This window comes from Tateyamaria sp. syn59 (assembly GCF_007995245.1).
Classification (GTDB): Bacteria; Pseudomonadota; Alphaproteobacteria; order Rhodobacterales; family Rhodobacteraceae; genus Tateyamaria.
The window spans coordinates 66,839-92,143 of sequence record NZ_VCBA01000001.1; the positions used below are offsets into that span (position 1 = coordinate 66,839).

Annotated in this window: 26 protein-coding genes; 19 read left to right on the forward strand and 7 right to left on the reverse strand. The window is 61.6% G+C overall.

The annotated features are described in order from the left end of the window. Window positions 1-50: 50 nt before the first annotated feature. The 6 genes from FD715_RS00320 (at window position 51) to FD715_RS00340 (ending at window position 4,464) form a co-directional block, all read left to right on the forward strand. A complete protein-coding gene (locus FD715_RS00320) occupies window positions 51-407 on the forward strand; it encodes a DUF6497 family protein (protein WP_189799373.1) in 357 nt (118 codons plus the stop codon). A 178-nt stretch (window positions 408-585) separates the two neighbouring features. Further along, window positions 586-729: a hypothetical protein gene (locus FD715_RS22410; RefSeq protein WP_189799374.1), complete on the forward strand. Its 144-nt coding sequence runs from the start codon at window positions 586-588 to the stop codon at window positions 727-729. Window positions 730-786: 57 nt separating this feature from the next. Beyond that, on the forward strand, window positions 787-1,143 hold the full coding sequence (locus FD715_RS00325) for a hypothetical protein (RefSeq protein WP_147103545.1): 357 nt from the start codon (window positions 787-789) through the stop codon (window positions 1,141-1,143). 409 nt (window positions 1,144-1,552) lie between these two features. Then, complete coding sequence (locus FD715_RS00330; protein WP_147103549.1) at window positions 1,553-1,756, forward strand: hypothetical protein; 204 nt, start codon at window positions 1,553-1,555, stop codon at window positions 1,754-1,756. 105 nt (window positions 1,757-1,861) lie between these two features. Continuing rightward, complete coding sequence (locus FD715_RS00335; protein ID WP_147103552.1) at window positions 1,862-3,880, forward strand: acetyl/propionyl/methylcrotonyl-CoA carboxylase subunit alpha; 2,019 nt, start codon at window positions 1,862-1,864, stop codon at window positions 3,878-3,880. Then, window positions 3,877-4,464, forward strand: a complete 588-nt coding sequence (locus FD715_RS00340; RefSeq protein WP_147103555.1) for a hypothetical protein — start codon at window positions 3,877-3,879, stop codon at window positions 4,462-4,464. Before FD715_RS00335 ends, FD715_RS00340 begins: the two co-directional genes overlap by 4 nt. Before the next feature lie 160 nt (window positions 4,465-4,624). Here FD715_RS00340 and FD715_RS00345 read toward each other — a convergent pair whose 3' ends face one another. Further along, window positions 4,625-5,074: a DUF4174 domain-containing protein gene (locus FD715_RS00345; RefSeq protein ID WP_147103558.1), complete on the reverse strand. Its 450-nt coding sequence runs from the start codon at window positions 5,072-5,074 to the stop codon at window positions 4,625-4,627. Window positions 5,075-5,240: 166 nt separating this feature from the next. On the opposite strand from FD715_RS00345, the gene FD715_RS00350 reads away from it, so the two are divergent. The 7 genes from FD715_RS00350 to FD715_RS00380 all read left to right on the forward strand — a co-directional run bounded on the left by FD715_RS00350 (window position 5,241) and on the right by FD715_RS00380 (window position 11,651). After that, window positions 5,241-6,182: a hypothetical protein gene (locus FD715_RS00350; protein ID WP_147103560.1), complete on the forward strand. Its 942-nt coding sequence runs from the start codon at window positions 5,241-5,243 to the stop codon at window positions 6,180-6,182. Further along, entirely contained in the window at window positions 6,139-8,262 is a 2,124-nt protein-coding gene (scpA, locus tag FD715_RS00355) for a methylmalonyl-CoA mutase (protein WP_147103563.1), read from the forward strand. The genes FD715_RS00350 and scpA overlap by 44 nt, the downstream gene beginning before the upstream one ends. 207 nt (window positions 8,263-8,469) lie before the next feature. After that, complete coding sequence (locus FD715_RS00360; RefSeq protein WP_147103565.1) at window positions 8,470-9,078, forward strand: VOC family protein; 609 nt, start codon at window positions 8,470-8,472, stop codon at window positions 9,076-9,078. Beyond that, window positions 9,075-9,578 (forward strand): GNAT family N-acetyltransferase, encoded by a 504-nt coding sequence (locus FD715_RS00365; RefSeq protein ID WP_147103568.1) that lies wholly within the window; start codon window positions 9,075-9,077, stop codon window positions 9,576-9,578. The genes FD715_RS00360 and FD715_RS00365 overlap by 4 nt, the downstream gene beginning before the upstream one ends. A gap of 9 nt (window positions 9,579-9,587) precedes the next feature. Continuing rightward, window positions 9,588-10,268, forward strand: a complete 681-nt coding sequence (locus tag FD715_RS00370) for a molecular chaperone DjiA (RefSeq protein WP_147103571.1) — start codon at window positions 9,588-9,590, stop codon at window positions 10,266-10,268. After that, entirely contained in the window at window positions 10,268-11,269 is a 1,002-nt protein-coding gene (locus tag FD715_RS00375; protein WP_147103574.1) for an endonuclease/exonuclease/phosphatase family protein, read from the forward strand. Before FD715_RS00370 ends, FD715_RS00375 begins: the two co-directional genes overlap by 1 nt. A gap of 7 nt (window positions 11,270-11,276) precedes the next feature. Continuing rightward, the gene (locus tag FD715_RS00380) at window positions 11,277-11,651 is read left to right on the forward strand and encodes a hypothetical protein (protein WP_370455314.1); all 375 of its coding nucleotides are present in this window, start codon (window positions 11,277-11,279) and stop codon (window positions 11,649-11,651) included. On the opposite strand, the gene FD715_RS00385 is transcribed toward FD715_RS00380, so the two are convergent. The 4 genes from FD715_RS00385 to FD715_RS00400 form a co-directional block, all read right to left on the reverse strand. Continuing rightward, window positions 11,648-13,198 carry a Ppx/GppA family phosphatase gene (locus FD715_RS00385; RefSeq protein ID WP_147103577.1) on the reverse strand — a complete coding sequence of 517 codons (1,551 nt, stop codon included), beginning with the start codon at window positions 13,196-13,198 and terminating at the stop codon, window positions 11,648-11,650. The two genes, FD715_RS00380 and FD715_RS00385, sit on opposite strands and share 4 nt — an antisense overlap. Before the next feature lie 131 nt (window positions 13,199-13,329). Continuing rightward, on the reverse strand, window positions 13,330-15,498 hold the full coding sequence (locus tag FD715_RS00390) for an RNA degradosome polyphosphate kinase (RefSeq protein WP_147103580.1): 2,169 nt from the start codon (window positions 15,496-15,498) through the stop codon (window positions 13,330-13,332). Window positions 15,499-15,550: 52 nt separating this feature from the next. Beyond that, entirely contained in the window at window positions 15,551-16,222 is a 672-nt protein-coding gene (locus tag FD715_RS00395) for a DnaA ATPase domain-containing protein (RefSeq protein WP_147103583.1), read from the reverse strand. 2 nt (window positions 16,223-16,224) lie between these two features. Next, entirely contained in the window at window positions 16,225-17,337 is a 1,113-nt protein-coding gene (locus FD715_RS00400) for an AI-2E family transporter (RefSeq protein WP_147103586.1), read from the reverse strand. 268 nt (window positions 17,338-17,605) lie between these two features. Between FD715_RS00400 and proS the strand changes: the two genes are divergently transcribed. The 6 genes from proS to FD715_RS00430 all read left to right on the forward strand — a co-directional run bounded on the left by proS (window position 17,606) and on the right by FD715_RS00430 (window position 23,540). Next, window positions 17,606-18,943 (forward strand): proline--tRNA ligase, encoded by a 1,338-nt coding sequence (gene proS, locus FD715_RS00405; protein ID WP_147103589.1) that lies wholly within the window; start codon window positions 17,606-17,608, stop codon window positions 18,941-18,943. A 7-nt stretch (window positions 18,944-18,950) separates the two neighbouring features. Next, window positions 18,951-19,958 carry a serine hydrolase gene (locus FD715_RS00410; RefSeq protein WP_147103592.1) on the forward strand — a complete coding sequence of 336 codons (1,008 nt, stop codon included), beginning with the start codon at window positions 18,951-18,953 and terminating at the stop codon, window positions 19,956-19,958. Continuing rightward, window positions 19,955-20,461, forward strand: coding sequence for a DUF2937 family protein (locus tag FD715_RS00415; protein ID WP_147103596.1), 507 nt, complete (start codon window positions 19,955-19,957; stop codon window positions 20,459-20,461). The genes FD715_RS00410 and FD715_RS00415 overlap by 4 nt, the downstream gene beginning before the upstream one ends. Window positions 20,462-20,512: 51 nt before the next feature. Beyond that, entirely contained in the window at window positions 20,513-21,799 is a 1,287-nt protein-coding gene (locus FD715_RS00420) for a lipoprotein-releasing ABC transporter permease subunit (RefSeq protein ID WP_147103599.1), read from the forward strand. After that, window positions 21,792-22,490 (forward strand): ABC transporter ATP-binding protein, encoded by a 699-nt coding sequence (locus tag FD715_RS00425; RefSeq protein WP_147103602.1) that lies wholly within the window; start codon window positions 21,792-21,794, stop codon window positions 22,488-22,490. Before FD715_RS00420 ends, FD715_RS00425 begins: the two co-directional genes overlap by 8 nt. Window positions 22,491-22,553: 63 nt before the next feature. Next, window positions 22,554-23,540, forward strand: a complete 987-nt coding sequence (locus tag FD715_RS00430) for an Ldh family oxidoreductase (RefSeq protein WP_147103605.1) — start codon at window positions 22,554-22,556, stop codon at window positions 23,538-23,540. Here the strand turns inward: FD715_RS00430 and FD715_RS00435 are convergent. Further along, window positions 23,537-23,971 (reverse strand): DMT family transporter, encoded by a 435-nt coding sequence (locus tag FD715_RS00435; RefSeq protein ID WP_147103608.1) that lies wholly within the window; start codon window positions 23,969-23,971, stop codon window positions 23,537-23,539. The two genes, FD715_RS00430 and FD715_RS00435, sit on opposite strands and share 4 nt — an antisense overlap. Before the next feature lie 24 nt (window positions 23,972-23,995). After that, a complete protein-coding gene (locus tag FD715_RS00440; RefSeq protein WP_189799376.1) occupies window positions 23,996-24,676 on the reverse strand; it encodes a hypothetical protein in 681 nt (226 codons plus the stop codon). Between the last annotated feature and the right edge of the window lie 629 nt (window positions 24,677-25,305).

A 25,305-nucleotide genomic window follows, 5' to 3' on the forward strand; every position in this document is an offset into this window, starting at 1 on the left:
GAGCCCGGACCTGGAGACGGGGATGGGGCCGGGGCTGCCTTCCGGTTCTGATGTTGGCCGCGTCCCCGATATTTGCGCAAGAGGTGCCTTCGGGCCAACAGGTGACGCTTTCGGAAGTGCTGGTGGATGAGGTCGGGGCGGAACGCTGGCTGCGTTTCCGGTTTCTGGCACCCGACATAGCACGGGACGGCGGCACCGTGAGCTACGCCGAGGCCGAACAGGACTTCCAATCGCTCTGTGATGATTTTGCGTTATCATACATCGCCAGCTTCGAGTTGAGCGCAGACGTCGTCGTCATTTCGTTCATGGACCGGCCGGTGCCTTTCGGCACGCCTGATCCGGATGCGACACAGTTTTTCGAGGCGTTCCGCCCCGGCCCTGACGGGTGCGAGTGGGAGGAGTTGTGATGTTTCAGCGGAAAATCGCATATGCGTCTTTGCGGCCACAACATGTGCAAGCCTGTCGGCACCCGTATCTTTCGGGGCGAAAATCACGTATACGCTCGCCAAGGGGTCCCCACGGCCCCGAGACCTCGCATCAGGCGCGTTGTATCGCGTGCCTGCAAGTTGAATACAGGAGAGACAGATGTCGAAGAGCATCAAAGTGTTGGGCATGGTTAGCCTCATGGTTCTGGTCGCAGCATGCGCCCGTGACAACAACGAAGAGTTCGTCGTTGTTGAGCCTGAACCCATCAGCACAGAGCCGGTCCACACGGGCAAGTTCAAGTAATTCTACAGGGCGGGCGGTTCAGCCCGCCCTGACACCCCTCACCGCGGGGGGCAGCGTATGCTGAAACATCGCGGTTTCCCCGGTCGGCTGACCGGCACGGATTTCCAATTCACAATTCGCCGTCCGAACCCGAAAGGGGTGACACCGCTCCAGCGGCGCGAACGGTTTGCCGACCGCAAACCGGCGGACCGTCGAGCAGATGCGGCCTTTATGACGGCCTTGTGGGCCCACTTTGGCACCGATCCGTTTGAACGCGGCAACCTCGATGCCGGGCGCTTGTCCTGGCTGTTTGGTCGCGAGGTGGTTCCCGCGACGGATCCCTTCGATCCCGCTGATTACGAAGCACTTTTGCAGATTGATGAAAATGTGGCGCGGATGTCCTTCCCGGAAGCGTTTGAGGAGGGGCGGGAATGACTTACGCGTCCGCTATCGGCGCTTTTTTGCCGGTCGATTCCCGCATGCGGCGAAACATGGCTTATTCCCGCCGGTCGGGAAACTTGCCCTTTGTGCGTGCTGAAAAACCGTGCGACCGTTGCTCATCAGCGTCGCTTCCCCAGGTTATCTGCGGCGCTGTGTACCATTTCCGTACCCCTTCCCCTGGTGGGCAGCAGATGTCGAAAGCCATCATGCTGCCCACCTTTTTTTTCGTCCTGCACCGTTGGCTTTGCGCGACCGGTCGCGGTCCCAGTTGGGTCCTGCAAAGCGTTATGTGCATCGGACGCGTCGGGCCTTCGGCTGGGGACCAGCAAGGATACTGCAAGGAACGAATGATTGACCTTGGCGTTTGTTACCCGACACGGACGTCAAATAAAGGAAGATCAAAATGCGTATCAAATTCGCAATTCTCGCCACCGCAGCAGCCTTCGGACTTGCAGCCTGCGGTGACACGGTGGGTGAGCAGGCCGTTCTGGGCGGTGCCGTTGGCGGCGTTGGCTCTGCCGCATTGGGCGGCAACGCTGTCGCGGGTGCAGCCGTGGGTGCAGGCGCCAATGTCCTTTACTGCGAAGCCAATCCCGGCAGATGCTAATTCTCTGACGCGCCGCGCGCGCGTTTTTCAGTCACACGCGAAACGCCGTCTTGCTTTCGGGCAGGGCGGTGTTTTGCGTTTCAAGACCCCAAGAAGTGAGGCCCTATGTTCAACAAGATCCTGATCGCCAACCGGGGGGAGATCGCTTGCCGCGTCATCAAGACGGCGCGCAAGATGGGCATCCCCACCGTCGCAATTTACTCCGACGCCGATGCCAAGGCGCTGCATGTGCAGATGGCGGACGAAGCGATCCATATCGGGCCGCCGCCCGCCAACCAGTCCTACATTGTCATCGACAAGGTAATGGATGCGATCAAGCAGTCTGGCGCGCAGGCCGTGCACCCCGGCTATGGTTTTTTGTCGGAAAACGCGAAGTTTGCCGAGGCGCTTGAAGCGGCCGGCGTCGCCTTTGTCGGCCCGCCCAAGGGCGCCATCGAGTCGATGGGCGACAAAATCACCTCTAAGAAAATCGCGCAGGACGCAGGCGTCAGCACGGTGCCCGGTTACATGGGCCTGATCGAAGACGCGGACGAGGCTGTGAAAATCTCGACCGAGATTGGCTATCCTGTGATGCTGAAAGCCTCTGCCGGGGGCGGCGGTAAGGGTATGCGCATCGCGTGGAACGACGAAGAGGCGCGTGAGGGCTTCCAGTCGTCTAAGAACGAGGCGGCCAACAGCTTTGGTGACGACCGTATCTTTATCGAGAAATTCGTCACCCAGCCCCGCCACATCGAAATCCAGGTCCTTTGCGACAGCCATGGCAACGGCATCTATCTGGGCGAGCGCGAATGTTCGATCCAGCGTCGGAACCAGAAAGTGGTTGAGGAAGCGCCGTCGCCTTTCCTGGATGAAGCGACCCGCAAAGCTATGGGCGAGCAGGCGGTCGCTCTAGCCAAGGCCGTTGGGTATGCCAGCGCAGGTACAGTCGAGTTCATCGTCGATGGGGACAAGAACTTCTATTTCCTCGAAATGAACACACGCCTGCAGGTGGAACACCCGGTGACCGAACTGATCACTGGCGTCGACCTTGTCGAGCAGATGATCCTTGTCGCTGCGGGCGAAAAGTTGTCGATCACCCAGGACGATGTGAAGCTGAACGGCTGGGCCATCGAAAACCGGCTTTATGCCGAGGACCCGTATCGCGGCTTCCTGCCGTCGATTGGCCGTTTGACCCGTTATCGTCCCCCGGCCGAAACCGAAAGCTACAGTCCCGGCGTGACGCCGGAAAGCATTGTTATCCGTAACGATACCGGCGTCTACGAAGGCGGCGAGATCAGCATGTATTACGACCCGATGATCGCCAAGCTCTGCACATGGGGGCCGGACCGCGCGGCGGCGATCGAAGCGATGCGCGTGGCGCTCGACAGTTTTGAGGTCGAGGGGATTGGCCACAACCTGCCGTTCCTGAGCGCTGTGATGGACCATCCCAAATTTATCTCAGGCGATATGACCACGGCCTTCATCGCCGAAGAGTACCCGGAAGGGTTCGAAGGGGTCGATCTGGCCGAGGATGATCTGCGCCGCGTGGCGGCTGCATGTGCCGCGATGCACCGTGTTGCCGAAATCCGCCGTGCGCGCGTGTCGGGCCGTATGGACAACCATGAACGCAAGGTTGGCAAGGACTGGAACGTCACTTTGCAGGCCCAGTCGTATGACGTTGTGGTCAATGCCGATCAAGACGGCGCGACGGTGTCTTTTAACGGTACAGCAATGCGCGTTGCAGGTGATTGGACGCCGGGGGATCAGCTGGCTGAGATGACCGTGGATGGCGCACCGCTTGTGCTGAAGGTTGGCAAGGTGTCGGGCGGGTTCCGCATCCGCACCCGTGGCGCTGACTTAAAAGTCCATGTGCGCTCGCCGCGGCAGGCCGAACTGGCGCGCCTGATGCCAGAGAAGCTGCCGCCCGACACTTCCAAGATGCTGCTTTGCCCTATGCCCGGTCTGGTCGTGAAGATCGACGTGGCCGAAGGCGACGAGGTGCAGGAGGGGCAGGCGCTTTGCACCATCGAGGCGATGAAGATGGAGAACATCCTGCGCGCCGAGAAGAAGGGCATCGTGTCCAAGATCAACGCGGGCGCGGGCGACAGTCTGGCCGTCGATGACGTGATCATGGAATTCGAGTGAGTACCACCCGTCATATCCTTGACGGGTTTGCAGCCGTTGATCCCCGCATCTGGCAGGCTGTCATTGCGGGGCTCTTCGTGGCTGTGGGGTGGATCGTCAACGGTTGGCAAAACCGCCGTGACGCGGCCCGGCTGCGGCGCGAACAGCGCGAGGATGTGCAGCGCGCGCTCGTGGCCGAAATCAAGCATTACCTTGAAGTGCTGGAAGGTGAGGACCTGAATGCGGCGTGGGAGGCCATGCAACCGCGTATTGCCAATGGCTACGTGCCGTTTCTACCGACCGAATACAACGACATGGTTTTTCAGTCAGTGCTGGAGAACATCCACATCCTGCCGAAGGAAGTGATTGATCCGGTGGTGAAATACTATTCCCAGCTGAACGCGATCGAAGTCCAGATTGCCGACTCACGCCTCAAGCCGTTTGTCGAAGGTACAGACGAGGCTAGCCGCAAGCGGCGCGAAATAGCATATTTTCAGTATTTGCAGATGAAACAGCGCGCGCGCACATATGCTGTCGAGGCGCTCGCGCAATTGGGGGGCGACCCGGCTGTCAGTAGCCCGGGCTCGGCCCGTTCCGACCAGTGACGGGGGTGGTACGTTTGGGTGTATCCGACATATCCGTCTCCTTTTCTGTGAGATGGCGCATGCCATCGCGCTGCGTGTCAAACATAGGTGATCTACCTGTTTTTCACAAGCGCTGGATGACGGTTAGCGCGCAAACGTTAACGCGTCGTGACGCGACCGTTCAGCTGTCTTGCCTGCGGCGTTCACGAATTTCGCGCTGTCGAATGGGCATCTTGTCGATAGAGCGTGTGATCTCGCGCACATCCCAAGGGAACGGCTTGCGCAATTTCACGCCGCCATCCTTGCCGACAAGCACCAACATGAAGCCCCGAGGCCGGAATGTGAGCCGCAGATCGCTATCGACGGAAGGGTCCGTGTCGGTCAACACGATCACGTCCCGTTCGGCCAATTCGTCCGCGCGTGCTTCGAGAAAGTCCATCTGCTGCGCGAAATTCGGGTCGTTCGGGCTGTCGGCAAACACGATGATCGGCCGTTTTTCCCAGACAAGTTCATTCAAATCCGGCACATTACCGGTCACAAAGATGGAAGACCCCGGTGCATCATCGCTTGCTGCAGCGACCACGGAACCGCCGAAAAGTCCAACCAGAACAATGGGTAGTAGCTGTTTCATCTGCCCTCCTGCTGAAATCAATGTAGCGGCTTTTTCTCCAATTGCGACGGCTGCTCTGCTCAATTTTAGTTTTAATCGCTCTGCAAGGCTTTGCGTGCGAGCCCTTAACCAAGTGTGTCGGTCCCATTCGGGGCACTTGACGCGCGTGGCAAGGGATCACAGTCGTATGCAAGTCATTCTGCACCTCGGTGCGCATCGTACCGGAACAACGTCTTTTCAGGCCTATGTCCGGCGGAATTCGGATTTTATGCGGGCGCGTCGCATCGGCTTTTGGGGGCCACTTCGGACCCGCAAAGGTTTGTTTGCCGGTATCCAGCCAACCCTTACCGCGACGCCGCCTGCTGCAAGGCGGGCGCGGGGACGTATCCAGTTTCATCTGGACAAGGCTGAGCGGAACGGGGCCAAATCGCTTCTCATTTCCGATGAAAACATGATCGGCACAATGCGTTTGAACATGCGTCGGCGGTCACTCTATGCCGATGTGGGTGAACGCATGGCCCGGTATGCGGCGGCCTTCGACGGGCGCATCGACACGGTTGTTCTGTCCGTGCGGTCGCTGAACCACTACTGGACTTCGGTGGCGGCGTATTTGGTCTCGCGTGGGCACCAGGTGCCGGAACCGGAGCATTTGTTGCGCATCGCGTTCGGGCCGCGCACATGGCGCGATGTGGTCGCCGATGTCGCCTGTGCAGTGCCCGGTGCGCGCATCGTTGTCGTGCCGTTTGAACGCACGGCAGGTCGGCCGGACGCGATGTTTCGCGGTGCAACTAGGTGGCACGGGCCAAGTAGCGCCTCGGAAACCTGGCTGAACCGCTCGCCCGGCGTGACGGAACTGCGCGATTTGCTCACCGAACGCGGTGATGATGCTGACCTGATTTCCGGTGCCACGGATCGCTGGACACCGTTCGATCCCGCCGCAAGCGCAGCCATGCGCGAGGCGTACCTGGACGACATGCACTGGCTGACCGCCGGTGCAGATGGACTTGCAAAACTGACAGAGGATTTGGGCCAGAGAGGAGCGGGGCAAACCCTGCCGCATGGTCCGCTGACAAGAGGACATGGATATGACGAACAAGAAAGACGAGTGGCAGAGCCTCGCGGAGGGTGAGCTGCGCGGTCGCCCGGTCGAGGATCTGACCTGGAATACGCTGGAGGGGATCGACGTCGCGCCGATCTACACCGCTGACGATCTGGAAGGTGTGGATCACCTGGGCACCATTGCGGGCGAGGCGCCGTTTACCCGCGGTGTGAAGGCCACGATGTACGCGGGCCGTCCCTGGACGATCCGTCAATACGCAGGCTTTTCCACAGCCGAAGAATCCAACGCCTTCTATCGCCGCGCCCTGGATGCGGGCCAACAGGGGGTGTCAGTCGCCTTCGATCTGGCCACGCACCGTGGATATGACAGTGATCACGAACGGGTCGTTGGTGATGTTGGCAAGGCGGGCGTCGCCATCGACAGTGTTGAGGACATGAAGATCCTGTTCGACGGTATCCCGCTCGACAAGGTGTCTGTGTCGATGACCATGAATGGGGCAGTGATCCCGATCCTCGCCAATTTCATCGTCGCGGGTGAAGAACAGGGGGTGGATAAGGCGCAACTGTCCGGCACGATCCAGAACGACATCCTCAAGGAGTTCATGGTTCGCAACACCTACATTTACCCGCCCGAACCTTCGATGCGGATTATCGCGGACATCATCGAATACACCTCGAACGAGATGCCGAAGTTCAACAGCATCTCGATCAGCGGTTATCACATGCAGGAAGCGGGGGCGAACCTGGTGCAGGAGCTTGCATTCACTCTCGCTGACGGGCGCGAATATGTGCGCGCCGCCATTGCGCGCGGCATGGACGTGGACAAGTTTGCCGGGCGGCTGTCCTTCTTCTTTGCCATCGGCATGAACTTCTTCATGGAAGCGGCCAAGTTGCGTGCCGCACGTCTCCTCTGGCACCGCATCATGTCCGAGTTTGAGCCGAAGAACCCGAAATCCATGATGCTGCGCACCCATTGCCAGACCAGCGGTGTGAGCCTTCAGGAACAGGACCCCTACAACAACATCGTCCGCACCGCGTTCGAAGCGATGAGCGCGGTGCTGGGCGGCACGCAATCGCTGCACACCAACAGCTTTGACGAGGCCATCGCGCTGCCCACGCAATTCTCAAGCCGCATCGCGCGTAATACGCAGCTGATCCTGCAGAACGAAACGGGCGTCACCAATGTGGTCGACCCGCTCGCGGGCTCCTACTACGTCGAAAAACTGACCCACGATCTGGCCGAGGAAGCCTGGAAGCTGATCGAAGAGGTCGAGGAGATGGGCGGCATGACCAAGGCCGTCGGCTCCGGCATGCCCAAACTGCGGATCGAGGAGGCCGCGGCACGTCGTCAAGCGATGATCGACAAGGGTGACGAGGTGATCGTCGGCGTCAACAAGTTCCGGCTCGAGAAAGAGGACGAGATCGACATACTCGATATCGACAACGCTGCTGTCCGTGACAGCCAGATCGCGCGATTGACCCGGATCCGGGCCGAACGGGACGAAAATGCCTGCCAGGCGGCCCTTGATGCGCTCAGCGCCGTCGCAGCCGCAGACGGCAACTTGTTGGAGGCTGCGGTAAACGCGGCGCGGGCACGTGCAACGGTGGGAGAGATCAGCATGGCCATGGAAAAAGAGTTCGGTCGCCACCGGGCAGAGGTAAAGACGCTCGCCGGCGTGTATGGCGCAGCCTACGAGGGCGACGAAGGGTTCGCCGCAATCCAGAAGTCGGTTGAGAATTTCGCAGAAGCCGAAGGTCGCCGTCCCCGCATGCTGGTGGTCAAGATGGGGCAGGACGGTCACGACCGAGGGGCCAAGGTCATCGCGACAGCCTTTGCCGATATCGGGTTTGACGTGGACGTGGGCCCGCTGTTCCAGACCCCGGCCGAGGCCGCCCAGGATGCCGTCGACAACGATGTCCATGTGATCGGCATTTCGTCTCAGGCGGCGGGTCACAAGACGCTGGCACCACAACTGGTGCAGGCGCTGAAAGAGGCGGATGCCGAGGATATCATCGTCATCTGCGGCGGTGTCATTCCGCAGCAGGATTACCAGTTTCTATATGATGCCGGGGTCAAGGCAATCTTTGGACCGGGAACCAACATTCCAGATGCCGCGCAAGAGATCCTGTCGATCCTGCGGTCTGCGTAAAAAGAACAGGGGCCGCGCGTGAGGCGCGGCCTTTCTTTCGATGGCGCTGCTCATCGCCTTCGCACTGCGTGTTTCTGGACGTGCGTACGTGTTTTGAACTGAGCGTTATTTTGCGCGCCTTGGCCTCTTCAATTTCAAGCGATGCACTGCGATACTTCACCGACGGCGGAAGAGCGCGCCGGTGCATTGCATGTTATTGGAAAGCTGATGTTATTTGACCATCTGGTTGTCGGCGGGCGAACGCTTGAAGCCGCGCGTGCGCATGTAGAAGAGGCCCTGGGCGTGCAGATGCAGCCGGGCGGGGAACATGCGGTTTTTCAGACCCATAACGCACTAATGGGGTTGGAGGATGGGCTGTACCTGGAAGCGATTGCACCGAACCCGAATGTGCCCGAACCCACCCGTCCTCGCTGGTATGATCTCGACCGGTTCGAGGGTCTTGCACGGCTGTCAAACTGGGCCTGCGCGGTCACGGACATGGACAACGCGCTTGATGAAATGCCAGAGGGCGCGGGTGCGCCTGTGGCTATGCGTCGTGGCAACCTGTCGTGGCGGATGGCCGTGTCCAAAGACGGCACGACGCCGTTCGACAATCTGTGGCCGGCACTCATTGAATGGCCAACAGGCGTGCACCCCGCGCGGCAACTCGTCCCAACCGGTGTCCGTCTGCGCCGGTTCACCGTATCGCATCCGGATGGCGACGCCCTGGCCGCTGCACTTGAACAGCATTTCGCTGATGACCGGGTGTTGATTGAAACTGGTCCGGTCGGGCTTCATGCGCAGTTCGACACGCCACACGGGCTCCGCAGCCTATGATACGTGCCGCCACGCCAGATGATGCCGGGTGGATCGCCGACATCTGGAACGATGTGATCTTGCACACGCAGATCACATTTACCACCACACCTAAACGGCGGAGTGACGTCGAAGATTTGATCGATACACGCGCCGTTCTGGTTCTGCCGGATCAGGGCGGCTTTGCCACATACGGCCCGTTCCGGGGTGGGCCAGGCTACGCTGCAACGGTTGAACATACGATATTGTTGGCCCCGCGCGCGCACAGACGCGGCCAGGGGCGCGCACTATTGTCAGCGCTGGAAGACCGCGCAGATGCCGAGGGGCATCATGTGATGGTCGCAGGGATCAGCGGCACAAACGCCGCCGCCATCGCCTTCCATACGGCGGTGGGGTTCAGAAAGGTTGCCCACATGCCCGAGGTTGGGCGCAAGGATGGCATGTGGCTTGATCTGATCCTCATGCAGAAAAAACTCGGTTTTGCAGCAAGCGCTGACGCGGCGCCTCAAGATAGGATATAGGGTGTGACCATGTCCCTTTGGGCTCGCATATCTGATGCGCTTGCTGCTCTGACCGCTGGCGAAAGCCTGACGGACATCTTTGACAAGCTGCGCGCGCCGCCCGAACGCAGCGTGGCCTTTGCCATTGCCGTCATCGGACTTGGCGCCAAGATGGCCAAGGCCGACGGACAAGTCACGCGCGATGAGGTGACAGCCTTTCGCGAAGTGTTCCATATCGCGGCCAAGGATGAGGCGGGTGCGGCCAAGGTATTCAACCTCGCCCGGCAGGATGTCGCGGGATTCGAGGAATACGCGACCCGTATCCACGCAATGTTCGCAAGCCAGCCCGAGACCCTGACCGACCTAATCGAGGGGCTGTTTCACATCGCTATGGCAGATGGGTTCTACCACCCGAATGAGGATGCGTTCCTTGAGGAAGTGGCGCATATCTTCAACATTTCGGATGTGGATTTCCGGGCCTTGCGCGCCCGCTTTGTGCCGGATGCCACACCGGATCCGTATTCCGTCCTTGGGGTCGATCCGGCATTGGACTTGAACGACCTCCGCATGGCCTGGCGCAAGCTTGTACGCGAAAACCACCCCGACGCGATGATGGCCCGCGGCGTGCCGGAAGAGGCCGTGCGCCTGGCCGAGAAGCGGATGATTGACATCAACCGCGCCTGGGAAGAGATCTTGAGCACGCGAAGCTGATGCGCATCGCCACCTACAATGTCGAATGGATGAACAGCCTGTTTGATGATGACGGGGCTGTGCTTGACGACGGTGAGTGGTCATCGCGCCATGACGTGACGCGGGCCGCGCAGCTTGGGGCCTTGCGCACGGTCTTCCGCGCGATGGATGCAGATGCGGTGATGGTCATCGAAGCGCCGGACACCAGCCGCAGCCGCGATACAGTGCGCGCGCTCGAAAGCTTTGCGCGTTTTGCCGACCTGCGCGCCGACCGTGCGGTCATCGGGTTTTCAAACGACACCCAGCAAGAGATCGCGCTGCTGTACGATCCGGACGTGCTGACTGTCACCCATGCCCCACAGGCGCATCCTACGGCCCCCCGTTTTGATGGCAGTTTCCGCATTGATCTGGATGTTGATGCCACAGAAGACAAAGTGGTGTTTTCCAAACCACCGTTGGAAGTGTTGGTGGAGACGTCAAACGGTACGATGCTTCGCATGATCGGCGCGCATCTGAAATCCAAAGCCCCCCATGGCGCGCGCGATCGAGACGAGGTCATGCGCATCTCGATCGCGAACCGCCGCAAACAATTGGCGCAGGCGATCTGGCTGCGGGCACGTGTTGACGCCGTGCTGGCGGATGCCGATCCGCTGATCGTGCTGGGGGACCTCAATGACGGTCCTGGGCTGGACGAATACGAACACCTGTTCGGCCGCTCTTCGGTCGAGATCATTCTTGGCACTGGTGACAAAGCGCTGTTTGACCCCCACGCGCGGCAGGCTTTGCAACGCCGCTTGGGTGCGACACCGACCACAGCACGGTTCTGGATCAGGCCCGAACAGCGTTTCCTGCAAGCGCTGCTTGACTACATCATGGTGTCGCCGGATCTGGCTGCGCTGGCGCCCACCTGGCGCATCTGGCACCCGCTTGATGATCCGCAGTGCTGGGCCGACGCGGACTTGCGCGATGCGCTGGTGACCGCTTCGGATCATTTTCCAGTCAGCTTGGATATTGCGCTATGATGCCCATATGGATGCTATGAAACCGGTTTTAGCAGCAATGTGTGTTGCGGCCCTCGCGGCGCCCGCCGCCGCGCAAGAGGCCGAAGAAGAGCGCGGCCTGTCGCTGATGGAACGCGGCGCGCAGATGCTGATGGAAGGTCTGATGCGCGAGATGGAACCCGCGATGGACGGGTTGCAGGGTATGGCCGAAGACGTCGGACCAGCACTTCGTGACTTTGCGGCGCAGATGGGTCCGGCGCTCCGCGATCTGATGCAAGAGGTCGAAGACTGGAGTGTCTATCACCCGCCTGAGATGCTGGAGAATGGCGACATCATCATTCGCCGCAAAACGCCGCAAGAGCAGCAAAATGCACCGGATCCCGATGCGCAGATCGACATCTAGTGCCGCCGCTTCTTGACCGTGACCTGCGCGTTCAGCGAACCTGCCAGCGAGTTCAATCGCGCCTCTGCGACTTCCCCAAAGAGCGGCATGGCGTCAGGTGACAGGTGCAGTTCCAATTCACGCTTCTTTGGAAACCAGCGGAACTCCCCACGTTCCGCATCCTTCTCCATCCACAGCATGGCGCCAAACCGCATGGCCTTGCCCAGTATCTCGGCATCCCGCTGTGTCTTTTCGTCGATCAGATCGTACAACTCTTCGAAATGCGTGCCCTCGCGTTTGTTGGTGTAGCGGTGCAAGAGAGCGAGGCCGAGGAAGATGCGTTCGGAGTGTTTCAGCCCGCCAAGATTGGCGCGCGTCGCGTTGTCAAAACAGACCTCGGCCCGGTAGTCGGGATGCGCGCGCCAACTGACGTCATGCAAAAGGCACGCGGCCTTGATCAAACGCTTGCGCTGTTCTGGCGCTGATTTGAACAGCGGTTCGATGAACTGGTACAGTAGTTTGCCAAACCCGGGCATGCGCGCGTCCTTGGCCTCGGCAAAGCGGCACGCTTCGATCAATGGGTCACGGTCGCGCAGGCGCTGGGGCATCTGTTCATAAAGCATCCCTTCGCGGATGCCATAGCTCGACACCGCGATGTCTTTGGGGCGGAAGGTCTTGACCAGACGCCACAGAACTTCCGCCGCGAGGGGGACCAGGGCCATACGGGCAGACGAGATGCCGCAAGCGCCCCGCAGGGCCTCGTGATCGTCGTGTTCCTGAATGAACTTTGCGGTGCGCTGGACCGATTGCGGCGTCATTCGATATTCGTGCAGCACATGCAGCGGGTAGCCGCGGCGGTGCATGTCGACCCGCGCAATGGCGCGCCAGGACCCACCGACAAGGAACAGGCGGTCGCGTTGCGTGCCCATTTCTCCCTGCAACTGCTCCATCACCGTCTTGATATGGGCGCGGCGCCCTTTCTTGCCGCCCTTGACGGTCTGCAGTTTCAGGGGCCCCAGATCAGAGGTGACCCTGCGACCGACCTCACCATCGGAAATCTCCGCCAATTCCATCGAAGAACCGCCAATGTCGCAGACAAGGCCGTAAGAGCCGGGCCAGCCCAGCAAGACGCCCTGCGCCGACAACCGCGCCTCTTCCCGCCCGTCGATGACACGGACGTTCAGCCCGGTTTCACGTAACACGTCCGAGCGGAATTCCAGCCCGTCGCTTGCGTCCCGAACCGCAGCGGTTGCCACGACAGACAGATCCGACAGGCCCATCCCCTCGGCCAGGCGTTGAAATCGCGTCAGCGCATTTAATGCGCGTCCCCGTCCTTCGGGGTTCAGGTGACCCGTGTCGGACAGGCCCGCGCCCAGGGCGCACATGATCTTTTCATTGTAGAAATAAGCGGGTGAGCGTGCAGCACCGTCAAACACCACCAACCGGACGGAGTTCGATCCCACATCGACAACGCCAACGCGCGACAATGCACGAGCTGAAGGATCTTCGAACAGCGGCTTGCCAAAAAGGCTCCCGTCGCCGGTCTGTGGCGAAAGCGATACGTTCATGGGGTCCCCGCACTGCGCACTTGGCCCCTTTGATGGACTAGCGCGTAAGTTGGGTCAATGACGGCGTCGGCCTGGTGGTTCCGTTTCGGCTTGCGCCGAAAGGCGCCCGCCCGCCGACCCGATTGCGGCACCTAGTCCTCAGTATGTGTGAGTTTGGGCACATCCGCGGCGCCAGCAGACCCGCGCCCCGACAGCGACGGGTTCTCCATGAAAAAGCGGTGGCAGTTGAAGGCGAATTTACCTTCTGCCACATTCGGACGGGAAAACGTGCCCTCGGGCGCCATCACCCAGCTTTGCGCCACGTCGGCCAGGTTGGCCGCCATCACCTGGCTGACGATCTGCGCCTTGACGGTGTTGTTTTCAATTTCGACCAGGGTTTCGACCCGCCGGTTCAGGTTGCGTCCCATCCAGTCAGCCGAGGAGATGAAAACACGCGCCTTTTTCGATGGCAGCCCCTGACCGTTGCCGAAGCAGACGATGCGGCTGTGTTCCAGGAACCGCCCGACGATGGATTTAACCCGGATGTTGTCGGACAGGCCCTTGATGCCCGGCCTCAGCCCACAGATGCCGCGGATCACCAGGCTGATCTTTACCCCAGCCTGGCTGGCCACGTAGAGCGCGTCAATCACCTCGCTGTCGATCAGCGAATTCATCTTGGCCCAAATCTCTGCCGGTTTTCCAGCGCGCGCGTGTTCAGCCTCTGCCGCTATCATGTCGAGCAGCCGAGGCTTCAGCGTCGTCGGAGAGATGGCAAGGTTGTCGAGCCCTTCGGGCGGGGCGTAGCCGGACAGGTAGTTGAAGACCTTGGTGGCATCGCGCCCCAGCTTCGGATCGCAGGTGAATAGCGACAGGTCGGTGTAAATGCGCGCTGTGATCGGGTGGTAGTTGCCGGTACCGTAGTGCGTGTAGGTGACCAGCTCCTTTCCCTCGCGCCGCACAACCGTGCTGATCTTTGCATGCGTCTTGAGGTCGAGAAAACCGTAGACAACATGCGCGCCTGCGCGCTCCAGCCGTCGGGACTGCCGAATGTTGGCAGCCTCGTCAAAGCGGGCTTTCAACTCGACAAGCGCGGTGACCGACTTGCCGTCCTCGGCGGCCTCGCACAGCGCCTCGACGATGGGGGAGTTTTTGGAGGTGCGGTACAGCGTCTGCTTGATCGCAACCACGTTCGGATCGCGCGCCGCCTGCTGGAGGAAACGGACGACCATGTCGAATGTCTCGTATGGGTGGTGTAGAAGCATGTCCTTCTGGCGGATGGCAGCCAGCATATCGCCATCAAAGTCGGTGACCCGTTCGGGCACACGCGGGGTGAAGGACGGCCAGAGAAGGTCGGGCCGGTCATCCAGCACCAACTCGCCCAGATCGGCCATGCCCAGCATGCCGTCCATTTCAATCACCTCGGCCTCGCTCACGGCCAGCTCTTCCATGATGACGGATTTCAGGGCCTTCGGTGCGCCCGCCGAGTGGGTCAGGCGCACGACCTCGCCGCGGCGGCGACGTTTCAGGGCGACCTCGAATTCGCGCACGAGGTCTTCGGCCTCTTCCTCAACCTCGAGATCGCTGTCGCGCAGCACGCGAAAGCCGAAATGGGCCTTCAGCTTATAGCCGGGAAACAGGCTGGGGATGTGCAGGATCAGAAGCTCTTCGAGTGGCAGGAAGCGGTGTCCGGGGCCGGGCAGGGCGACGAAACGGTCAATCTGCGCCGGGATCGGCAAGAGCGCTTGCAAGGGCCGTTTGTCCTTGGACCGTTCCAGTTGCAGCGCGAGCGCGTAGCCGGTGTTCGGGATAAACGGGAATGGATGCGCAGGGTCGATAGCCAGTGGCGACAAGACGGCAAAGACACGATTCAGGAACACTTCGGCCAGATGTGCGGTGTCTTCGTCAGTCAGGTCCTTGGCGGTCAGGACAGAGATCCCTTCTGCCTCCATCGCAGCCTTGAGGTCTGACAGCACCTCGGTCTGCCGCTGGATCAGGCGGCGGGCGTTTTCGTCAATTAGCACCAACTGTTCGGCGGGCGTCAGCCCGTCGGCCGCCGGCGTTGTGTTGCCCGCGATGGCCAGTTCGCGCAGGCCCGCGACGCGCACAGTATAAAACTCGTCGAGGTTCCCCGCGCTGATCGACACAAAACGCAGTCGTTCCAGCAAGGGCACGCGCGGGTTCTCGGCTTCTTCCAAGACCCTCCAGTTGAAACCCAGCCAGCTGAGTTCGCGGTTGAAGAACCGGCCCGAGCTGCTGGTGTCGAGGTCAGGAAGCGGTGTGGGCGCGGGAAAGTCCGAGCCAAGAAAGTCAGCATTTGTCATGCGCGGCTTATGTCTGTGGGGTGTAAACGTTGAGTGACAACTATCCGCCGGATCACCGGGGATTGTCCAGACATGCGGCGGCAAGTGACCGTGTGATAGGCTTTTTCTGCGCAAGACTGCGCGCATCAATGGCAGCCACCACTGTCCGCGCTGTGGCAAAGCTGCGTTCCATATGGGTGACAAGGTAGGGGATCACATCCGGGCGCGGTGTGAGCTGCCTGTCCGCAAACAGCTTGGCCAGAACGGCGGCCAGCAAGGTGTCATCGGGGGCATCGAGGGCCGCGTGCCCCGCCGCATCCACGCGGCTTTGAAGATCGGGCAGGCTGAGACGCCAGAGGTTCGGTGCATGTTCACCGGTCATCAGCAACGGATGGCCCGCGGTCTGCAACGCATTGTGGATGTGAAACAGCGCCGTTTGGCAGGCATTGTTCTGTGCAATCCGGTCCACGTCCTCGACCGCGAGGGGGGCGTCGAACAACGTGTCGGGTGACGTCTCTTCCAGTGTCTCCGCGCCTACGATCCGGGCACCACTGTCTGCAGCCCAGACATGGGCCAGATGGGTCTTGCCCGCGCCCGATGGCCCGGTCAGCGCCAGCTTGCCGTTGGGCCACGACCGCCAGGCATCTACCATTGACAGGGCAACGGCATTCGAGGGGGCAACAAGGAAGTCGTCCCGCCCCAGTGCCACGCGCACCGGAAGGTCAAAGCCAAGCTGCTGGGCCATGATCAGTCCTCGGCCCCGGTCTCAGAGTGGCTTTGGTGTTCGGGCGCTGCTGCTTCGGTCTGATCCGAAATCCCGGTGTACAAGCGGCTGCTTTGGTATTGTTCGATGACGAAACGCACGATCACCCCAAGGGCAGCGGCCATCGGTACGGCCACCAACATACCGACAAATCCGAACAGCGCGCCAAAGACCGACAGGGCCAGGATCAGCCAGACGGGATGCAGCCCAACGCTGTTACCGACGAGTTTAGGGGTCAGAAAGTTGCCTTCAGCAATCTGACCAACCTGAAAAACGACGGCGACGGCCACGATCCACCACCACTCACCCCAGAACTGGAACAGCGCCAGCCCGATGGCCAGCAAGCCGCCGACGATCGCGCCCACGTAAGGAATGAAGGTCAAAAGACCTGCCACAAACCCGACGACAAGGCCGAATTGCAGCCCGATCAGCATGAGCGCGATAGCGTAGTACGTGCCCAGGATCAGGCACACGGTGCCCATGCCACGGATGAAGCCCGCGAGGGTCTTGTCCACGTCCTTGGCAAGGCGCCTGATCACAGGGGCGTGGTCGCGGGGCAGCAGGTCATCGACCCGCGCAGTCATACGGTCCCAGTCGAGCAGCAGATAGACCGCGACAACCGGCACGATCACGAACAGCACGATAATGTTGATGAGGCTCGCCGCCGACGTGAGCGCCGTTTCAAGCAACTGCCCGCCACGTTCAGAGATTGTCTGGCCCAGCGAATTGATCGTCTGCCGCACGGTCGAGCCTTCGTCCAGTAGGCTAGGAAACCGTTCGGTCAGGAAGGCGCTCAGGTCGCGCGCAAACTGGGGCGTGGCGCCAAAGAGCTGGACCGCCTGTTCGACGAGGGTTGGAATGACCAACAACGCCACGATGACGAACACGATGATGGCGCTGATGGTGATGATGCCCGTGGCCAGTCCACGGCTGCACCCGTGCGCCTCCAGCCAATCTGCGACGGGATCCAGGAAATAGGCGATGGCCGCCCCCAGGAAGAAAGGCAAGAGCTGGTCGCCCAAGGCGTAGAGCAGCAGAAAAAAGACCGCTGCCGCGATCCCCCAATACTTGAACTGTTTGCGGACGGGCAGGGCCATGAACGTTCCGTTGCTAGTGTTGCGCCTAGAGATGCGGGGTTTTGGCCGCAGCTTCAAGGGTCTTGGTGTCACGCCCTAACCCCGATGAGCGCTTACGCGCACGACATTTTTTAGGGGCATCGCCATTGTCTCTCGGACCAATGGCGTTCCAATAGCGATCCCCGTCGCTGACGCGACTCACCGGGATTTTTCTAAAACAGAGAAGGGGACGTTGCGGGCGTTTGGGCTTTGTCCTAATCAGGGCGAAATGTTGTGAGGGAGCGCATAGATGCGTTTGAGCCGTTATTTTCTGCCCGTGCTGAAGGAAAACCCGAGCGAGGCGCAGATCGTCAGCCACCGTTTGATGCTGCGCGCAGGCATGATCAAGCAAGCGAGTGCGGGGATTTATTCCTGGCTGCCGCTGGGCTTCAAGGTGCTGCGCAAGCTGGAAAACATCGTGCATGAGGAGCAGGTGCGCGCGGGCCATATCCCGATGCTGATGCCGACGCTGCAATCGGCGGATCTCTGGCGCGAAAGCGGGCGCTATGACGACTACGGCCAGGAGATGCTGCGCATCAAGGACCGGCATGACCGCGACATGCTGTTCGGTCCTACGAACGAAGAGCTGATCACCGACATCTTCCGCGCCCATGTGGGCAGCTACAAGGACCTGCCGCTGACGCTCTATCATATCCAGTGGAAGTTCCGGGACGAGATCCGTCCGCGCTTTGGCGTGATGCGCGGCCGCGAGTTCTTTATGAAGGACGGCTATAACTTTGACCTGACGAAAGAGGATGCACTGCACGCCTACAACCGTCACCTTGTCAGCTACCTGCGCACCTATGAGCGGATGGGCTTGCAGGCCATTCCGATGCGCGCGGATGGAGGACCAATCGGCGGCGATTACACCCACGAATTCCTCGTGCTGGCCGAAACGGGCGAGAGCGAGGTGTTCTATGACAGTGCTGTCACGGACCTGACCTTTGGCGATCGCGACATCGACTATGACAGTGTCGATCAGTGCCGGGCGGTACTGGAAGAGTTCACCTCGAAATACGCTCGCACGGACGAAACCCACGACGAGGCGCTGTTCAACGACATCCCGGAAGAACGCCGCCGCGTGGCGCGTGGCATCGAGGTCGGGCAGATCTTCTATTTCGGGACCAAGTATTCCGAAGCGATGAACGCCGTCGTCCAGGGCCCGGATGGCAAGCAGGTTCCGGTCCACATGGGCAGCCACGGCATCGGTGTCAGCCGCCTGATGGGTGCTATCATCGAGGCGAGCCATGACGACAAGGGCATCATCTGGCCCGAGGGCGTTACACCCTATCATTGTGGGATTGTGAACCTGAAACAGGGCGACGAAGAAGCGGACGCCGCCTGCGATGCGCTCTATTCCAGTCTGACGACGCTGGGGCTTGAGCCGCTCTACGACGACCGGAACGAAAGGGCAGGGGGTAAGTTCGCCACAATGGACCTGATTGGCCTGCCCTGGCGCATCACGGTCGGGCCGCGTGGGTTGAAGAACGGCGTGGTCGAACTGACCTCACGCCGCACCGGCGAAAGCGAGGAACTGCCGCCCGAGGCAGCGGTGCAAAAAGTGGCGGAGATCTACGCGGAGTTGTGATAACCTGATGGCAATGCAGGCGTTTTTCAGATCGGCTCTATGCGCGGTGATCTTGTCCGCGCCGACGATACCACACGCGGGCGAAGACCCGTCCGCGGTGCATCAGGCTTTGGAAAGCGCCTTCGTCGACTGGCTGGGCGCCAACGAAACCAGCGGCCTGATCGGCGCGATTGTCCTCGATACGAACGGCGAGTGGCAGGCCTATCGCCGCATCGCACGCGCAGATTCAACAGCAACGGTGGCAGAGTTGGCGAGCGTGTCCAAATCCATCACCGCCGTCTGCATGATGGACCTTGTGGACGACGGCCTTGCCGACTGGTCCAACCCGCTGCACAACTTCGTTGAGCCTGCGCCGGATGTCACCTTGGGCGAACTGGTCACGCACACGTCCGGGATAGGGCCGGATGTCACCCAGATCGCGATGCTGGGTTGGTTGGGCCAGACGGCCGGTGACAGCGGCCATTTCAGCCGCCAAGTGCTGGACCTGGTGAACGCGCGGGGGGAGCCAACCGGCCAGCGCGGCCAATACGCCTACAACAACGAAAACTACGCGATCCTCGGGTTGGTGATCGAAACCATCACCGGCCAGCCGTTCTTTGAGGTCTGTGCCGAGCGGCTGAACCTGCCATCCAGCATTCAGCCCGGCCCCGAAAGCGGTGTGTTCCAGCCCTGGGGTGGCCTTGTATCGGACGTAGATGGCTACTTGCAGTTCATGCAGACGCATTTCGGGGCAGGCAGCCGCATCGCCTCCGATCCCTTTGCTCTGCCGCACGTGGTTCTGGGCGGCGGTGCGTACTACGGCATGGGTATGGTGTTTCGCCCGTTCCGCGACAGCTACAACTTTTGGCACTTCGGTGCTCTGTGCTTTCCCAAGCGGCTGCGCACCGGCAGCTTTGCTGTGATGTGGGAAGGCAAGGTGAGCGCGCTCGCCATGTATGACGCGTGCGTTGACGACAAGGCTATGGGTAATCTGGACGCGGTGCTCAGCGCTGCTGTCTATGGAGATTGGCCGTGATCTTTCGCGCCATCGTGCTGGCGGGCGGTCTTTTGGGCGGTGCCATGGCGTCGCAATTCCCCGAGTTCTCCCAGCAGTACCAGCAAAGGCTCGGCGGCGCAGTCGATGCGCTGGGCGAGGTGGTCGCCGATTTCGACGCATCGGCGCAGGCGGCGGGCCTGACCCGTGACGCGGCCCTGGCCCAGATGCAGGGCACCGACTTTCTGGACCGCAGGCGCACCGACATGACGCGCACCTTCGACCGGTACACGCGATTGCGCACCGACCTTGAAACGCTTGCAACCGCCGGTCCCTTCATGCGCGTCTATCACGCGGCCCACTCGACGGACACAGAAGTGGCAAGCGCCGCACTCAGCGCCTTCAAACCCGCGATACCGCTGACGCTGGCGGGGGCAATCTTTGCCGGGGCGGGTTTTCTCACAGGTGCTGCGGCCTTGTCGCTGTTGCTTAAACTCCTGCTCTGGCCCCTGACAGGGTGGCGACAGACCGCGCGCGGGACTTGACCTTGACCCCTGACCCGGCCACATCTCACCAAGCCCGAGCAGGAGCCGTAAATGGCCAAACAGACAGCCCCTTTTGCCCCGTTTGAGTGGATGATCGCATGGCGCTACCTACGTGCCCGCCGGGCGGAGGGCGGGGTTAGCACTATGACCTGGATCAGCCTGATCGGCATTACGCTGGCCGTCTTTGCCCTGATCGCCACGCTGGCCGTGCGCTCGGGCTTTCGGGCGGAATTCGTCGACACGATCCTGGGCGCAAACGCCCACGTCACAGTCTACAATATCGGCGAAGTGACCGAGACGGGGAGCATCAACCGCACCATCTCCGACTACGATGCGCTCGCTGCATCACTGGCCGAGGTACCGGGTGTCGTCCGCACCGCGCCCCTCGTGCGCGGTCAGGTCATGGCCAATCTGCGCAGCCGCAACGCAGGCGTGCAGGTGTTCGGGATGAGCGCCGAAAACCTCGCCGGACTGCCCCGCATCGCGGACCCGGAAACGTCACAGGGCGACATCGCGCGCTTTGAACAGGGCGTCGCCATTGGCTCGGGCGTCGCGCAGGAACTGGGCGCGCAGGTGGGCGACCGGATAAAGCTCATCTCGCCCAACGGTGTACGCACCGCCCTTGGCACCAGCCCGCGCATCAATGCCTATGAGGTGACATACATCTTCTCTGCAGGCCGCTATGACATAGACCGCGTGCGCGTTTATCTGCCGCTGGCCGAGGCACAGAGCTTTTTCAACCGCGAGGGCGTCGTGGACGAGATCGAGGTGATGGTGGACGAGCCTGAATCCATCGACCAATACCTGCCGGGCCTTCTGCAAAACGCGGGCGAACGCGGGCAGGTCTGGACATGGAAAGACGCCTCAGGCGGCTTTCTCCGCGCGCTCGAGGTCGAGGACAATATCATGTTCATCATCCTGTCGATCCTTGTGCTGGTCGCGGCGATGAACATCGTCTCGGGCCTGATCATGCTGGTCAAGAACAAGGGGCGCGACATCGGCATCCTGCGCACCATGGGCCTGACCGAAGGGTCGGTCCTGCGCGTCTTCTTCATCTGTGGATCGTTCACCGGGATTATTGGAACGGCCATGGGCGTGATCCTCGGCTGCCTTTTTGCGATCTACATCGACCCGCTCTTTGCACTAGTGAACCAGATCATGGGCGGCGGCGTGTGGGACCCGTCAATTCGCGGTATCTACGCCCTGCCAGCCGAGTTGCACCTGCGCGACGTTCTCAGTGCCGTCGCCCTGTCGCTCGGCCTGTCCTTCGTCGTCACGATCTTTCCCGCGCGCCGCGCCGCCCGCATGAACCCGGTGGAGGCGCTGCGCTATGAGTGACGCGGTCCTGTCCCTTTCTGGGATCACCAAATCCTACAACAAAGGGTTGCCTGGGCAGGTGGACGTGCTGCGCGGCGTTGACCTTCAGGTCCAGCGCGGAGAAGTCGTGGCCCTCGTCGCCCCCTCCGGCGCGGGCAAGTCCACGCTCCTGCACATCGCCGGTCTGCTCGACACGCCCGACGCAGGCACGGTCACGCTGCACGGCCAGAACCTCACCGGCCAATCCGACCGGCGCCGCACGCTTGCGCGCCGGGCCGAGGTCGGGTTCATCTACCAATTCCACCACTTGCTGCCTGAGTTTACGGCCCTGGAAAACATCGCGCTGCCGCAACTGGCCGCGGGCACGTCGCGCACCGACGCAGACGCGCGCGCGCTGGACCTGCTGGAAAAGGTCGGCGTCGGCCACCGCGCAACACACCGGCCAGCCGAACTGTCCGGGGGCGAACAACAGCGTGTCGCCTTTTGCCGCGCCCTTGCCAACGGCCCGGCGTTGCTCCTCGCGGATGAGCCCACAGGCAACCTCGACCCGGCCACATCTGACCAGGTCTTTGACGCGCTGATGGGCCTTGTCCGGGACACCGGGCTGTCGGCTCTTATCGCCACGCACAACCTCGATCTTGCCCAACGCATGGACCGCACCGTCCGGTTGGATGCGGGTTTTCTGGCGTCCGAAACATCAGCGCCCGCTTGACGCCTGCGATTGGGTTTGGTCTGTCTTGACCTCGCAGTATTGGCTGCGGGGGACAGAACGACGATGACGGCAATCACACAGGCCGAGATTGAACGCACCGTGCAGGCGGCCCTGATGGCGCACGGGGCCGGCGCTTTCCCTGCGGCCGAGGTTGCCCGTGCCGTCGCACAGGCCGAGGCGCTCGGGAACCGGATCTGCGGTCTCTACTACCTCGAAAGCTACTGCCAGCAGCTTCAGACAGGCCGGGTGAAGGGCGACGTCATCCCCGTCGTGTCCGCACCCCGCCCGGCGACGGTCTATGTGGATGCGCTCATGGGCTTTGCGCAGCCCGCCTTTGCCTACGGGCTTGCTCCCGCCCTTGACGCCGCACGGCAATACGGTATCGCCAGCCTCGCCGTCGGTCACGCACATACCTGTACGGCGCTTGGCTACTTCACCGAACAGATCGCGCGGGCGGGCATCATCGGCTTGGGCATGACCAACGCTTCGCCCATCGTGGCACCCCCAGGCGGCAAGACCCGGATGATCGGCACCAACCCGATTGCGTTTTCTGTCCCCGACGGCGACGGCGGGCTGGCGATGCAGTTCGACCAATCCACCACGACCGTGGCACTGGGCAAGATCACCATGGCCAAGGCCGCCGGGCAATCGATCCCCGAAGGCTGGGCCGTCGATACTGACGGCAACCCGACGACAGACCCCGAAGCCGCTCTTGCCGGATCGTTGGTCTCCACCGGCGGGCCCAAGGGCTGGGGTTTTGGCCTCATGGCCGAACTGCTGACGGCGGGCCTGACGGGCGGTGTCCTTAGCCGCGATGTCAAACCACTCAAGGCGCCCGAGGGGCCGCCGCATGACTTGGGCCAATACTACATCCTCATCGACCCCAGCGCGTCTGGCGCCTTCATGGACCGGTTGGAGCAGTTCAAAACCTACCTGGCCGAAGACACCGTAGGCCGGATGCCGGGCCAGATGCGCGATCCCACTGACCCGGTGGACGTCGATCCCGCTGCCTGGGCGCAAGCGCAAGCGCTTGCAGGTATCGACACCTAAGCCAATTGCGTTAGCCACACTCCTGCAGCCATCAGGGCAATCCCGCCCATCCGTGTCGCACTCAGCGCCGTGGCCTGCGCGCCAAACAGGCCGAAATGGTCAATCGCCGCGGCCGAGATCAACTGCCCCAGCAGCACGAAAAACACCGCATTGCCCACCCCGAAATGCGGCGCGATGTAGGTGATGCTGAGGACGTAGAACGCAATCAGCACACCCGCGAGCAGCAGGTGCTTCGGCGCGGACGCAATCTTGGACAACCCCTGCGCGCCGGTCAGGACGAAGACGGTGGCCGCCGTACCAAAGGCGATGATGAACAGCACCGTGGCGGCTGCGGCGGGGCTCCCCACGCGCGTGCCAAGGGCGGCGTTCAACGCGGCAAGGATCGGAATGCCGATCCCGGCCAGCAGCATGATCAGGGCGTATTGGGCCATGGAATTCCTCCGGGTGGTGATGGCTCAGCTGCAGATGCCGTTCACCTGTACCCCGTCCCACGGCAGAAGCACGTCGCTCTGGCGGGACTGGGGCAGGGGGGCCACGGGCATCGACTGCGAAATCAGGGCGTGCAGGCGATGCGTCCGCTCGCCCTGCGGATCAAGGGCACGACAGCACACGAACTCCTCCACGATGGAGCCCTGCTGTTCAAAGCCGAAGTCCAGGAACCGGCGGTTCTCAGACACGTCAAACAGGTACGGATCATCACTGATCCGATGCTCGCGGGCTGCGCGCAGCGGGGAATACCCGGTCACCTCCCGGTTCTGCCACTGCCAGACGTGGGTCAGCTCGTGGGCCAGCAGCATGGCGGCGATAAGGTTGATCTCACCCGGATAGTCGGGAACGTAGTCGTCCAGATACCAGTCCTTGTCGAACAGCACGGTCTGCCACAGCGCCACGGCGGCCGGCTTGGCGGTGACAATGTCGGTGGTGGGCGGCGGCAGGATCTTCTCCCGACAGGTCGTGCGCGGCCGCGCCTTGCGCTTGAAGGTCACAGCGCGGGTCGGCGCACCATCCACCAGACGCACACGGTCGTGGTTCAACTGATCGCCATGGATCGCGCTGGCAAAGGCGCGCTCGGCATCCGTCATGGGGCGACCGCAAGCGGCCAGCAGCGTCAGGATCAAAAGGGCGCGCAAGATCATGGCCGCAGTAGGGGCCAGATCGGGACGGGGATCAAGACACGAAAGCGCGTTTATGCTCGCGCAGGTGTCGCAACCCCGTGATCAGAGGTGATGGATGCGGGGGTGTTTGTGTCAACGGGGCGCCCCCACGTCTTTACCATCATCGCGGAAACACCTTCCGCGGACCGCACCGCAGGCCACCACTCACGGGTTCCCGGCCTGCCTGGAAAGGAGAAGATGAGATGGCAAAAGTCATTGTGCCGACCCTGTTCGGCTTCGCCAGCCTGATGAGCCTGTGGGCCATCGTCGGCGTTACGATCTGATGGGGTTCGCCCCCGGTTGTCTGGACGTCCCGGGGGTGATCAGCGCGGCGGAGGGCCCTTTTCGTTTGTCCCCCCTTAACGAGTATGTCCCCCGCCGCCTTTGACACGCCCCGAAGATGCCCCGCTTTGGTAAACGCTCGTTAACCATTCGAGAGGCATACAGTGGCAACACGGGCCACGTTGGCCCGGCTGATTAGCGAGTACCGGCGGAGGCGAAAGCCTCCGTCTTTTTTCAGCGTAGGGCGAAGCCGTGCGCGTCGCCCGGCAGCGTATCAAGCGTCAGCTTGCTGGCGCGTAGCCTGACAGCGTATCGCACAGTGATGCGCG